General features: G+C 64.7%; 11 protein-coding genes and 1 pseudogene. 9 read left to right on the forward strand and 3 right to left on the reverse strand.

Translation table 11 applies throughout. The annotated features are described in order from the left end of the window. Positions 1 to 5 precede the first annotated feature (5 nt). From LJ656_RS09270 to LJ656_RS09300, 7 genes are all read left to right on the forward strand, one after another. Positions 6 to 815 carry a 2-keto-4-pentenoate hydratase gene (locus tag LJ656_RS09270; RefSeq protein WP_230508986.1) on the forward strand — a complete coding sequence of 270 codons (810 nt, stop codon included), beginning with the start codon at positions 6 to 8 and terminating at the stop codon, positions 813 to 815. A gap of 54 nt (positions 816 to 869) precedes the next feature. After that, on the forward strand, positions 870 to 1,811 hold the full coding sequence (locus LJ656_RS09275) for an acetaldehyde dehydrogenase (acetylating) (RefSeq protein WP_230508987.1): 942 nt from the start codon (positions 870 to 872) through the stop codon (positions 1,809 to 1,811). A gap of 20 nt (positions 1,812 to 1,831) precedes the next feature. Further along, a complete protein-coding gene (gene dmpG / locus LJ656_RS09280; RefSeq protein WP_230508988.1) occupies positions 1,832 to 2,863 on the forward strand; it encodes a 4-hydroxy-2-oxovalerate aldolase in 1,032 nt (343 codons plus the stop codon). 105 nt (positions 2,864 to 2,968) lie between these two features. Further along, on the forward strand, positions 2,969 to 4,222 hold the full coding sequence (mhpT, locus tag LJ656_RS09285; RefSeq protein ID WP_230508989.1) for a 3-(3-hydroxy-phenyl)propionate transporter MhpT: 1,254 nt from the start codon (positions 2,969 to 2,971) through the stop codon (positions 4,220 to 4,222). Between the two features lie 79 nt (positions 4,223 to 4,301). Next, the gene (locus LJ656_RS09290) at positions 4,302 to 5,186 is read left to right on the forward strand and encodes an alpha/beta fold hydrolase (RefSeq protein ID WP_230508990.1); all 885 of its coding nucleotides are present in this window, start codon (positions 4,302 to 4,304) and stop codon (positions 5,184 to 5,186) included. Between the two features lie 385 nt (positions 5,187 to 5,571). Continuing rightward, entirely contained in the window at positions 5,572 to 5,790 is a 219-nt protein-coding gene (locus tag LJ656_RS09295; RefSeq protein ID WP_230508991.1) for a ribbon-helix-helix domain-containing protein, read from the forward strand. Continuing rightward, the gene (locus tag LJ656_RS09300; protein WP_230508992.1) at positions 5,784 to 6,149 is read left to right on the forward strand and encodes a type II toxin-antitoxin system VapC family toxin; all 366 of its coding nucleotides are present in this window, start codon (positions 5,784 to 5,786) and stop codon (positions 6,147 to 6,149) included. The genes LJ656_RS09295 and LJ656_RS09300 overlap by 7 nt, the downstream gene beginning before the upstream one ends. Positions 6,150 to 6,267: 118 nt before the next feature. Here LJ656_RS09300 and LJ656_RS09305 read toward each other — a convergent pair. Next, positions 6,268 to 7,247: pseudogene (locus LJ656_RS09305) on the reverse strand (LacI family DNA-binding transcriptional regulator); the annotation flags it as partial. 127 nt (positions 7,248 to 7,374) lie between these two features. Here LJ656_RS09305 and LJ656_RS09310 point away from each other — a divergent pair. Then, positions 7,375 to 8,718 carry an MFS transporter gene (locus LJ656_RS09310; protein ID WP_230508994.1) on the forward strand — a complete coding sequence of 448 codons (1,344 nt, stop codon included), beginning with the start codon at positions 7,375 to 7,377 and terminating at the stop codon, positions 8,716 to 8,718. Between the two features lie 328 nt (positions 8,719 to 9,046). Beyond that, complete coding sequence (locus LJ656_RS09315) at positions 9,047 to 11,266, forward strand: NADP-dependent isocitrate dehydrogenase (protein ID WP_230508995.1); 2,220 nt, start codon at positions 9,047 to 9,049, stop codon at positions 11,264 to 11,266. A gap of 162 nt (positions 11,267 to 11,428) precedes the next feature. Here the strand turns inward: LJ656_RS09315 and LJ656_RS09320 are convergent, their stop codons facing one another. Together LJ656_RS09320 and LJ656_RS09325 are read right to left on the reverse strand one after the other, a co-directional pair. Then, entirely contained in the window at positions 11,429 to 11,656 is a 228-nt protein-coding gene (locus tag LJ656_RS09320) for a hypothetical protein (protein ID WP_230508996.1), read from the reverse strand. Between the two features lie 427 nt (positions 11,657 to 12,083). Next, positions 12,084 to 12,950: an alpha/beta fold hydrolase gene (locus tag LJ656_RS09325; RefSeq protein WP_230508997.1), complete on the reverse strand. Its 867-nt coding sequence runs from the start codon at positions 12,948 to 12,950 to the stop codon at positions 12,084 to 12,086. Between the last annotated feature and the right edge of the window lie 127 nt (positions 12,951 to 13,077).

Consider the following 13,077-nt stretch of genomic DNA (forward strand, 5'->3'; position numbering starts at 1 on the left):
CTGTCATGAGCAATCAGAGCACCATTGAAGCGCTGGCCGTGCGCCTGCGCGAATCCGAACACAGCCGTCAGACCGTCGCACCGTTGCGCGACGACCCGGGCTTCGCCGCCGTGTCGAACCCGGCCGACGCCGAACAGCTCGCATACGCGATCCAGCAGGCCAACGTGGCCGCGCGCGTCGCCGCGGGCGAGCGGATTGTCGGCCGCAAGATCGGTTTGACCTCGCCCGCCGTGCAGCGCCAACTCGGCGTCGCTCAGCCGGACTTCGGCGCGCTGTTCGCGTCGATGGCCTACGGCGACAGTCAGCCGATTGCGCTCGGCGAGCTGATCCAGCCGAAGGTCGAAGCCGAAATCGCGCTGGTGCTCGAACACGATCTGATCCACGAGCGCCATACCTACGCTGATCTGCTGCGCGCGACCGCGTATGCGGTGGCGGCGATCGAAGTGGTGGACAGCCGCATCGAAGGCTGGAACATCCGTTTCGTCGATACGGTCGCGGACAACGCGTCGAGCGCGCGCTTCGTGCTCGGCAGCCGCCCGGTGCTGCTGCGCGATCTGGATCTGACCGCTTGCACGATGACGCTTTCGCAGGAGACCGAAGTACTGTCGCGTGGCAACGGCGCCGCCTGTCTCGGCAATCCGCTGAACGCCGCCGCGTGGCTCGCGGACCGGATGGTCCGGCTCGGCACCCCGCTGCGGGCCGGCGACGTGCTGATGACCGGCGCGCTCGGGCCGATGGTCGCGGTCAAGCAGCCCGGCACCTTCAGCGCGCAGATCGACGGCCTCGGCAGCGTCCGCGCGACTTTCTCCGCATAGCGCAAGCACTCGCAGCACGCGCCGGCAAGCGCATTCACTCGATTGAGGACTCAAATGGCAAGCGAAAAACTCAAGGCCGCGATCATCGGCTCGGGCAATATCGGCACCGATCTGATGATCAAGATCCTGCGGCACGGCAAGCATCTCGAAGTCGCGGCGATGGTCGGCATCGATCCGAATTCGGACGGTCTCGCGCGCGCCGCGCGGCTCGGCGTCGCGACCACCCACGAAGGCGTCGAAGGCCTCACGCGTATGCCGGTATTCGACGACATCGACTTCGTATTCGACGCGACCTCGGCCGGCGCGCACGTGAAGAACGACGCGTTCCTGCGCGCGCGCAAGCCCGGCATCCGCCTGATCGACCTGACGCCGGCCGCGATTGGTCCGTACTGCGTGCCGGTCGTCAATCTCGACGCGCAGCTCGACGCGCTGAACGTGAACATGGTCACCTGCGGCGGCCAGGCGACGATCCCGATGGTCGCGGCGGTGTCGCGCGTCGCGAAGGTGCATTACGCGGAAATCGTCGCGTCGATCAGCAGCAAGTCGGCCGGCCCCGGCACCCGCGCGAACATCGATGAGTTCACCGAAACGACCTCGAAGGCGATCGAAGTGGTCGGCGGCGCGGCGAAGGGCAAGGCGATCATCATCCTGAACCCGGCCGAGCCGCCGGTGATGATGCGCGACACCGTCTACACGCTGTCCGAACTGGCCGATCGCGCGAAGGTGGAAGCGTCGATCGAACAGATGGCCGCCGCGGTGCAGGCGTACGTGCCGGGCTATCGGCTGAAGCAGAAAGTGCAGTTCGACGAAATCAGCGCGAGCGCGCCTTTGAACATTCCGGGCCTCGGCAAATTCAGCGGCCTGAAAACCTCGGTGTTCATCGAGGTGGAAGGCGCCGCCCACTATCTGCCCGCGTACGCAGGCAATCTCGACATCATGACTTCCGCCGCGCTCGCGACCGCCGAGCGCATGGCGCAAGCGCTCGTGCAGGCCTAACGGCATCAGGAGACATTCGCATGGACAAGAAACTCTATATCTCCGACGTGACGCTGCGCGACGGCAGCCACGCCATTCGTCACCAGTACTCGATCCGGAACGTGCAGGTCATCGCGCGTGCGCTCGATAAAGCGAAGGTGGACAGCATCGAAGTCGCGCATGGCGACGGTCTGCAAGGTTCGAGCTTCAACTACGGTTTCGGCGCGCATAGCGACCTCGAGTGGATCGAAGCGGTCGCCGACGTGGTCGAGCACGCGCAGATCGCGACGCTGCTGCTGCCCGGCATCGGCACGATCCACGATCTGAAGGCCGCGTACAACGCGGGCGCGCGCATCGTGCGCGTCGCGACGCATTGCACCGAAGCGGACATCTCGAAGCAGCACATCGAATATGCGCGCGAACTCGGCATGGACACGGTCGGCTTTCTGATGATGAGCCACATGACCACGCCGGAGAACCTCGCGGTCGAGGCGAAAAAGATGGAAAGCTACGGCGCGACCTGCATTTACGTGGTCGACTCCGGCGGCGCGCTGACGATGAACGACGTGCGTGACCGCTTCCGCGCGGTCAAGGCGGTGCTGAAGCCCGAAACGCAAACCGGCATGCACGCGCACCACAACCTGTCGCTTGGCGTCGCCAATTCGATCGTCGCGGTGGAAGAGGGCTGCGATCGTATCGACGCGTCGCTCGCGGGAATGGGCGCCGGCGCCGGCAATGCGCCGCTCGAAGTGTTCATCGGCGCGGCCGAACGGATGGGCTGGAACCACGGCACCGATCTGTACACGCTGATGGACGCCGCCGACGACATCGTGCGGCCGTTGCAGGATCGCCCGGTGCGGGTCGATCGCGAAACGCTCGCGCTCGGTTATGCCGGCGTGTATTCGAGCTTCCTGCGCCATTCCGAAGTGGCCGCGAAGAAATACGGGCTGAAGACCGTGGACATCCTGGTCGAGCTCGGCAAGCGCCGGATGGTCGGCGGCCAGGAAGACATGATCGTCGACGTCGCGCTCGATCTGAAGCGCGCGCAGGCCAACGGAGCTTCGGCTTCATGATCCCGAACGCGGCACGCCGGCACCGAAAGTGCCGCGCGTGCCGCGTTCATTTTCAAGCAGCGAGATCGCCGTCAGAGCGATGCTGAAACAACACTGGAGACTTTTATGCGGCAGTCAACGCAAACGACGCAAACACCCACCAACGGCGCGCTGACGATCGGGCTCTGCCTGATCGTCGCGCTGCTCGAAGGGTTGGACCTGCAATCGACCGGCCTCGCGGCGCCGCGCATGGCGCGCGAGTTTCAGCTGGCGGTCGCGCAGATGGGCTGGGCATTCAGCATCGGCGCCTTCGGCCTGTTGCCCGGCGCCGCGATCGGCGGACGTCTGGCCGACCGGCTCGGGCGCAAGCGCGTGCTGATGTGGTCGGTTGCGCTGTTCGGCATCTTCTCGCTCGCGACCGCGCACGTGTGGGATCTGAACAGCCTGCTGGCCGCGCGCTTTCTGACCGGCCTCGGTCTCGGCGCGGCGATGCCGAACCTGATCGCGCTGTGCACGGAAGCGGCGCCGCCGCATCAGCGCAACACCGCGGTCGGCGCGATGTACTGCGGGATGCCGTTCGGCGCGGCGCTGGCGGCGGTGATCGGGATTCTTAGCCCGAGCGATGCCGGCTGGCGGCATATCTTCTACGTCGGCGGCTTCGGGCCGTTGCTGGTGCTGCCGCTGCTCGCGCTGTTCCTGCGCGAGTCGTCGCAATTCGTCGCGGCCCGCGCGACGCGCGCGTCCGGCGGTTCGCGCCGCGACGGGTCGGCCAGCGTGTCGCGCGCGTTGTGGCAGGAAGGCCGCGCCGGCACCACGATCGCGTTGTGGATCAGCTATCTCGGCACGCTGATCGTGCTGTACTTCCTGATCAACTGGCTGCCGTCGCTGGTGCTCACGCGCGGTCTGACGCGCGTGCAGTCGGGCGTCGTGCAGATGATGTTCAACCTCGGCGGCGGCATCGGCGCGATCGTGATCGCCGGCATGATGGACCGGATGGGCCGGCGCCGCACGGTCGTCGGCATGTATGTCGGCATCGTGGTCGCGCTCGGCGCGTTGCTGAGCGCGAGCGGCGGCACGTCGATGGCATGGGGCGGATTGCTCGCGGGGCTGTTCCTCGTCGGCGGACAGTCGGTGCTGTATGCGCTCGCGAGCAGCCTGTATCCGACCGAAGTGCGCGGCACCGGCGTCGGCGCGGCGGTCGCGATCGGCCGTCTCGGCTCGATTCTCGGACCGTTGATCGCCGGGCAACTGCTCGCAATCGGCCAGGGCGCGACGGTGCTGCTCGGCGCGAGCATTCCGCTGATCGCGGTCGCGGCGCTCGCCGCGTGGCTCGTCGTGCATCGTTCGGCGCCCCGTTATACCCCGGCGGCCGCGCAATAAACCGGCGGCCCGACATATCGCGCGGAGCGGCCGGCGACGGCGCTCCGCTCACTCAACCCGTGACAGAAAGGAATTCGACATGAGCAACACCAACACCCAGGCAGTGGCGATTACCGAAGAAGCGACCAGCCGGTTCGTTCGGATTACCGAAGATGGCCGCGAGATGCAGCTGCATTACAACGACGCCGGGCAGGGGGCGGAAACGGTCGTGATGCTGCACGGCTCGGGTCCGGGCGCGACCGGCTGGGCGAACTTCAACCGCAACGTCGAGCCGCTGGTCGCGGCCGGCTACCGGGTGATCCTGATGGACTGCTTCGGCTGGGGCAAGAGCGATCCGATCGTCTGCAAGGGTTCGCGCTCGGAGCTGAACGCGCGCTCGCTGAAGTCGTTGCTCGATGCGCTCGGGCTCGAGCGCGTGCATATCATCGGCAACTCGATGGGCGGCCATAGCGCGGTCGCGTTCGCGCTCGCCGAGCCGCAGCGGGTCGGCAAGCTGGTGCTGATGGGCGGCGGCACCGGCGGCCCGAGCCAGTTCGTGCCGATGCCGACCGAAGGCATCAAGCTGCTGCAAGGGCTGTACCGCAATCCGACGATCGAGAACCTGCAGCGCATGATGAGCGTGTTCGTGTTCGATTCGAAGGCGCTGACCGAAGACCTGATGCAGGCACGGCTCGACAATATGCTGGCGCGTCGCGATCACCTGGAGAACTTCGTCGCGAGCCTCGCCGCGAATCCAAAGCAGTTCAACGACTTCAACGCGCGCCTGGGTGAAGTGACCGCGCCGACGCTGGTGATCTGGGGCCGCGACGACCGCTTCGTGCCGATGGACGTGGGCCTGCGCCTCGTCGCCGGGATGCCGAATGCGGACATGCATATCTTCACGCGCTGCGGGCACTGGGCGCAGTGGGAGCATGCGGAGAAGTTCAACCGGATGGTGGTGGAGTTTTTGGGGCGGGAGGGGTAAGCCGCCGCTGATCACTAGCGATTCACGGGGACGGACCTCAATCTTGCGCTGCCCGCTGTGCAAGTTTGGTGTCGGAATGAAGGTGCGTCTTTCGATAGTTGCAACGCTCACGTGTGGTCCAATGTACTTGCGAACAACGATCTGTTCCGGTTGCACGTATTTATTGCGGGTCCACATGGGGAGCAGGCGATGAAACTCAAAATTCAGAAGTGGGGCAACTGCGCGGCGGTCCGGCTTCCCGCTTCCCGCTGCGTTGTTGGAGCAAATGCATGCGTCGGTGCACGTTTGAGCGCGCCGAACTGACGCGCGTCATTTGGATCTGACATCTGTTTGCGGAAGGATGTATCATGATATATGATATGTATATCGTTGATGGAGGGTGCAAATGAGTCGAATCCTTATTGACTTGCCTGATGCGCAGGTCGAAGCGTTGGCGGTCGTAGTGGAGACCGAGCACCGTTCCCGTGCGGCTATCATCCGCGACGCGATCGACGCATATATCGCGAATCACAAGCAAGCGCACGGGGCGGAAGTTTTCGGACTGTGGAAGAGCAAAAAAGTCGACGGCCTTGAATACCAGCAGGAGCTTCGCGCGGAATGGTGAAGGCCCTGTTCGATACCAACATTCTGATCGATTACCTTGGCGGTGTTGGCGCGGCGAAGAAGGAACTGGCGCGCTACGACTATCGGGCTATCAGTACGATCACCTGGATGGAAGTTCTCGTTGGCACGACGGCGGACGACGAGGATGCGATTCGCGCGTGGCTCAGTTCCTTTGCGGTCATTCCACTAGACAGCGCGATCGCAAATCGGGCGGTCGAGCTTCGCAAGCAAAAGCGAATCCGCTTGCCCGACGCGATCGTTTGGGCGTCCGCGCAGGTCAATTCCCTGTTGCTGGTTTCCCGCAATACGAAGGATTTTCCCGCGAACGAACCCGGCGTGCGGGTCCCGTACAAGATTTAGAAGAACAGCGAACGCGTACGTTCCGGCGTTACTCCGCCGCCGGCATCCGACTCTCATGCCTGCGCGTGCGCGCATCACCGGCCGCGGCGGCATCGCCCGCCGCAACTTCCCGCCTCACCGTCGATTCCCGCACCACCAGGCGCGGATCGAGCAACGAATAGCTCGCCGCCGTTTCAGCGTTGCCGTGCAATTGATCGAGCAGCTTCGTCATCGCAAGCTCGCCCATCTTCTCGCTCTGAAAATCCACCGTAGTCAGCGCCGGCGCCGTGTACTCCCCATACGGCACGTTATCGAAACCCGCCACCGACACATCGCGCGGCAACTGCAGCCCTAACTCACGCGCCTGCTTGATGAAGCCGAGCGCGATCAGGTCGTTGTAGCAGATCACCGCATCGGGCCGCTTCGGCCCCAGCACCAGCGCCGAGCACGCGCGCTCGCCACCCGCCGCGGACGGACTCGCCGCATCGTGAATGTCGAGCGCCAGCCCGTACTCGTCGAGACAGTTGCGAATGCCGCGAATCCGCTCGTCGTTCCAGCGCGAGCGGCCGAAGCCCAGATACGCGATGTGCCGGTGCCCGAGTTTCACCAGATGATTCGCGAGCATATAGCCGGCGAGGCAACTGTCGGTGCCGACGCTTGCGACCGGAAAACGCGCGCCGCGCCCGAACAGCACCACCGGTTTGCCGAGATCGAGCAGCCATTGCACCGAGTCGTCGGGCATCCGCGAACTGACGATCATCCCGTCGACGCGCTGTGCGAGCGATTCGATCAGCGTCTGCTCGCGCTGCGGGTTCTCTTCGGTATCGACGAGCAGCAGCGTGTAGTCGTGCTGGATCGCGACGCGATTCGCGCCTTTGACGAGGTTGGTGAAGTGCGGATTGCTGATGTCGAGAATCGCCAGACCGATCGCGCGGGTGCGGCCGGTGATCATCGAGCGCGCGAGCGGATTGGAGCGGTAACCGAGTCGCGCGATCGCTTCCTTGAGCCGCGCTTCGACGGCCGCGGTGAAGCGCTGGGTCCCATTCATGTACTTCGAGACGGTTGCGACCACACGCCGGCGGCGGCCGCGACATCGCGAATGGTGGCACCCTTTTTCATTGGTAGCGTTGGTACGGGTAACGTTTTATATCGATTTCTGAATAATATCGGCTGGCCCAAATAGCGTAAAGGCGCGCCACGTCCGCGCCGGCGCCGCATAAAACGCGCGAGACACACGAGGAAATCGATGACGATGAAGGTGAAAGGCCTGCGCTGGTGGATGATCGGACTGCTGACGCTCGGCACGATCACCAACTATCTGGCGCGCAGTTCGCTGAGCGTCGCCGCGCCGACGGTGCTGCATCACCTGAATATTTCCACTCACGAATACGGCTGGATTACCGCCGCGTTTCTCGTCATGTATCCGCTCGGCGCGCCGCTGACCGGCTATCTGATGGACCGGGCCGGCTTGCGGCTCGGCTTTCTGCTGTGTGGGCTCGGCTGGTCGCTGATCTGCTTCGCGCATGGTTTCGCGTCCGGCTGGGTCGGACTGCTGGTGCTGCGCGCGCTGCTCGGACTCGTCGAAGCCGCGTTCATTCCGGGCGGGATGCGCGCGGCCGCGTACTGGTTTCCGCCGCACGAGCGCGGCACCGCGGCGGGCGTGTTCAACCTCGGCACGTCGACCGGCGCGATTCTCGCGCCGCCGCTGATCGCGTGGTCGATCCTGCACTACAGCTGGAACGTTGCGTTCATGATCGTCGGCGCGCTGGGGCTCGCGTGGGTCGTGCTGTGGTTCGCGTTTTACCGCAATCCGGACCGGCATCCGGCGCTGTCCACGCAGGAGGCCGCGTATATCGGCGTGAGCGACGAACACGCGCGGCGCGCGTCGCCGCGTTCGGGGCCGAAAGTCGTCGACATCCTCAAACAGCGCAATTTCTGGGGCATCGCGCTGCCGCGCTTCTGCGCCGATCCGCTGTGGGGCACGCTGGTCTACTGGATGCCGTTGTACCTATATCAGGCGCGCGGCTTCGACCTGAAGGCGATCGCGCTGACCGCGTGGCTGCCGTTCGTCGCCGCCGATCTCGGCTGTATGGTCGGCGGCCCGCTGTCCGCGTGGCTCAAGCGCCGCTTCGACGTGCCGATCGTCGACGGCAAGCGCATCGCGTTCACGCTCGCGGCGGTTCTGATGATCGGGATGGCGGGCGTCGGCTTCGTACGCAGTCCGGCGCTGGCGGTGTTCCTGCTGTGCCTCGGCGGCTTCGCGCATCAGGCGCTGTCGATCGCGGTCATCTCGATGTCGGCCGATCTGTTCCCGCGTCGCGAGGTCGGCACCGTGACCGGGCTCGCTGCGCTGGTCGCGGGGCTCGGCAATTTCGCGTTCACGCTGACGATGGGCTGGTTCGTGAGCCGCGTCGGCTATACGCCGTTTTTCGTCGCGCTCGGCTTCGGCGATCTACTCGGCGCGGCGCTGCTGTGGACGCTGGTTCGTCGTCCGGCGGCTGCGCCGATGCAGGAATTCGCTCAGGACCAGGATCAGGGCGCCGCGGCGGATTCCCCGCGCGAACCCGCCGCGCGCGAAGCACGCGCATGACCACGCCCGCGTACATCGCAAAATGCGATCAATTCTCATTTATCCAAAATTGAGTCTGGCCAAGTCATCTATAAGATATCTGTTCTAAGACCGGGTTAAACGGCCGCAAAGCCTTGCCTGGCGGGGCTCGACCCCTTTGACATAGGGCTGTGGACCTGTTTGTTTAGCCACATTTAGTGGAAAACGCGCATATACTCTCGGTCTTATCGCAAAACGAAACGCGGGGGCGCGTCGGCTTTCCGGACGCCGTAGCCGCCGCCGTGGCGCGCTTTTGCGCTGGCTCCGATTGCCAACGCTCTGTCTAACACTACCTGGCCAAGCACCAATCATGTCCAAGATCATCTACACCCTGACCGACGAAGCGCCCGCACTGGCGACCTACTCGCTGCTGCCGATCGTCAAGGCGTTCACGCGCTCGTCCGACGTGCTCGTCGAAACGCGCGACATCTCGCTCGCCGGCCGCATCATCGCGGCATTCCCCGACTACCTGAGCGCGGAACAAAAGGCTTCCGACGATCTGGCGGAGCTCGGTGGCCTGACCACGCGCCCGGAAGCGAACATCATCAAGCTGCCGAACATCAGCGCGTCGGTGCCGCAGTTGAAGGCCGCGATCGCCGAACTGCGCGACCAGGGCTACAAGCTGCCGTCGTACCCGGACGTCGCGACGACCGACGCCGAGAAGGACGTCAAGGCCCGCTACGACAAGATCAAGGGCAGCGCGGTGAACCCGGTGCTGCGTGAAGGCAATTCGGACCGTCGCGCGCCGCTGTCGGTGAAGAACTACGCGCGCAAGCATCCGCACAAGATGGGCGCATGGAGCGCGGACTCGAAGTCGCACGTCTCGCACATGGACGGCGGCGATTTCTACGGCAGCGAGAAGTCGGCGCTGGTCGCGCAAGCCGGCAGCGTGAAGATCGAACTGACGGCCGCCGACGGCACGACCACGGTCCTGAAGGCGAAGACGCCGGTGCAGGCGGGCGAAATCATCGACGCATCGGTGCTGAGCAAGAACGCGCTGCGCAGCTTCATCGAAGCGCAGATCGCCGACGCGAAGAACAACGGCGTGCTGTTTTCGGTGCACCTGAAGGCGACGATGATGAAGGTCTCGGACCCGATCATCTTCGGCCACGTGGTTTCGGTGTTCTACAAGGATGTGCTCACGAAGCACGCGGACGCGCTCGCGAAGGTCGGCTTCAACCCGAACAACGGTATCGGCGATCTGTACGCACGCCTGAAGGATCTGCCGGCCGACACCGCCGCGGCGATCGAAGCCGATATCAAGGCGCAATACGAACAGCGTCCGCCGCTCGCGATGGTCAACTCCGACAAGGGCATCACCAGCCTGCACGTGCCGAGCGACGTGATCGTCGACGCGTCGATGCCGGCGATGATCCGCGAGTCGGGCAAGATGTGGGGCGCCGACGGCGCGCTGCACGACGCCAAGGCGGTGATTCCGGACCGCTGCTACGCGGGCGTGTATCAGGCGGTGATCGAAGACTGCAAGCAGCACGGCGCATTCGACCCGGTCACGATGGGCACGGTGCCGAACGTCGGCCTGATGGCGCAAGCGGCCGAAGAATACGGTTCACACGACAAGACCTTCCAGATCGCCGCGAACGGCGTGGTCCGCGTGACCGACGAAGCCGGCACGGTTCTGCTCGAACAGGCGGTTGAAGAGGGCGACATCTTCCGTATGTGCCAGACCAAGGACGCGCCGATTCGCGACTGGGTCAAGCTCGCGGTGAACCGCGCCCGCGCGACCGGCACGCCGGCCGTGTTCTGGCTCGACGCGGCGCGCGCGCACGATGCGCAGATCATCAAGAAGGTCGAGCAGTACCTGTTGGACCACGACACCAACGGTCTCGACATCCGCGTGATGACGCCGGTCGAAGCGGCGAAGTTCTCGGTCGAGCGCATTCGTGCCGGCAAGGACACGATCTCGGTCACCGGCAACGTGCTGCGCGACTACCTGACCGACCTGTTCCCGATCATGGAACTGGGCACCAGCGCGAAGATGCTGTCGATCGTTCCGCTGATGGCCGGCGGCGGCATGTTCGAAACCGGCGCGGGCGGTTCGGCGCCGAAGCACGTGCAGCAGCTGGTCGAAGAAGGCTTCCTGCGTTGGGACTCGCTCGGCGAATTCCTCGCGCTGGCGGCGTCGCTCGAACATCTGGCCAACACGTACCACAACCCGAAGGCGCAGGTGCTGGCCAAAACGCTCGATCAGGCGACCGGCAAGTTCCTCGACAACGACAAGTCGCCGGCGCGTAAGGTCGGCGGCATCGACAACCGCGGCAGCCACTTCTACCTCGCGATGTACTGGGCCGAGGCACTGGCCGCGCAAACCGACGACGCTGCGCTGCAGGCACAGTTCGCCGGTGTCGCGAAGGCGATGGCCGACAACGAGGCGAAGATCGTCGCCGAACTCGGCGCGGCGCAGGGCAAGCCGGTGGACATCGGCGGCTACTACCGCCCGAACGTCGAACTGACCGGCAAGGCAATGCGCCCGAGCGCGACGCTGAACGCGATCGTCGACTCGCTGGCCTGAGGCCTGGGGGCCGCGTGAGCCGGTGAACACGCGATAAACCCGCAGCAACGCATTCAGCCCGGCAGCGAGCAGGGCTGTAACTACGACAATGGCGCCGCGAGGCGCCATTGTCGTTTGTACGTCGGAAGGTTCGTCTACGTGCGTATCGGTCATCTCCTGTCCTTACACGTGCACGATTTCCCAGTCGGCGAGCTTTTCCGGAATCTCGAGCGTCGACGTATCGAGCTCGGACAGATGCTCGCAGCTCAGGCCGCGGGCGAGGTCGTCGCAGGCCTGTTGCGGGCTTGGAAATTCACCGAGGGTCTCGTTGCCGTAGGTGGCTGCCCAGCCGTCCTGACCCGGCAGAATGTAGAACGCACCTTGCGTGGAACCAAAGCGAAAGCCTTTCATTTGTCGTCTCCCAGTTGCCAGAAAGTTGCCAATCGATAAACCGTGGTTTGCGACGGCTTCGCTGCAATCTGTGGGATTTGGGCGGGCCTTGCTGGTGACCCCCGCGAATCCGACTGCGTGAAGCGCGTGCTCTTGTGAAAGAGTCTACGTCAGCGACACGGCCTGCAAAGGGGCATCAAACACTTCTTTGGCTGAAATAAATTGCTTTAAAAACAGTGTGTTGCGAGGGTCATTTTGCGATGTGCAACGTGGGGCGACATCGTGAAATGGCCGATTTGTGCCACGCAACATGATTTTTTACGACGCGCGGCAACGTTTCGTATCGCGAAATTTACCGGTCCCGCTCGGCGTGTGAATCGGTAATGTGCGGCCCTATGCCGCGAGCGGGGCGTTTGGCGGGAACGAGGGGAGCGGTGTCAGGCGGCCCTTAGCCGCCGATCCGTCGCAGAAAATCGAGCACCGCCCGATTGAACTGCGCCGGCCGTTGCAGCGGCGCGAAGTGGCTAACGCCGGGCAACCCGATCAACTGCGCGCCGGGGATGCTGCGCGCCAGATAGTCCGCGTGCTCGGGTTTGATGAACTCGTCGTGCTCGCTTTGCACGATCGCGACCGGCACTGCGATGCGCGCGAGGTCGTCGGCGGTGTAATTGGGCTGCGTACGCATCATTTCGCTGACCGCGGCGACGAAATTGTCGAAGTCGTGCGGGGTTGCCGACAGGCTCGCGTAGTCCTTCGAATGCCGGCTGAAGCAGCGCTCGATCACGTCGGTCATGACGAACGGTTTGGTGCCGCCCGGATCCATGTTGCAGCCGAAGAAGAACACGCCCGCGACGCGCTCAGGTTGCCGCGACGCCAGCACCAACGACACGCACGCGCCGTCGCTCCAGCCGACCAGCGCGGCTTTGTCGATGCGCAGGGTATCCATTACCGCCAGCACGTCCGACGCCATTAACTCGTAGCTATAAGGCCGTGCGTCGCGCGTGCTGCGGCCGTGGCCGCGGCTGTCGATCACGATCACCCGATGCCCGGCGGCGACCAACGCCGGCACCTGATAGCCCCAGTTACCGCTATGACCGAGCCCGCCGTGCAGCAGGATCACCGGCGTGCCCGTGCCGGTGCCCGCGTTGGTGTCTTGGTCCGGTCCTTCCCCGCTCTGCGCGCGATACGTCGCGTACCAGATGCGGGCGCCGTCGTGGTCGAGATGGCCGCTCGCGTCGGCCGGCGGCAGCGGCGCGGCGCCGTGCGCGGCGAAATGTTCGAGGGTGTCGTCGTGCTGCTGCGGGGAGGGCTGCATGGCGGGCTCCGGATAGCGGGTAGCGGTTCGGGATCGGGCGGTGCTTCATGCCGATGAGCGCCGGCATGATGCCGGCACGACGCCGGCATGCGCGGACCGGCGAGCGTCACGGCGTTGCGAGCGGATG

Origin of the sequence: Paraburkholderia sejongensis (assembly GCF_020880815.1) — a bacterium.
Classification (GTDB): Bacteria; Pseudomonadota; Gammaproteobacteria; order Burkholderiales; family Burkholderiaceae; genus Paraburkholderia; species Paraburkholderia sejongensis.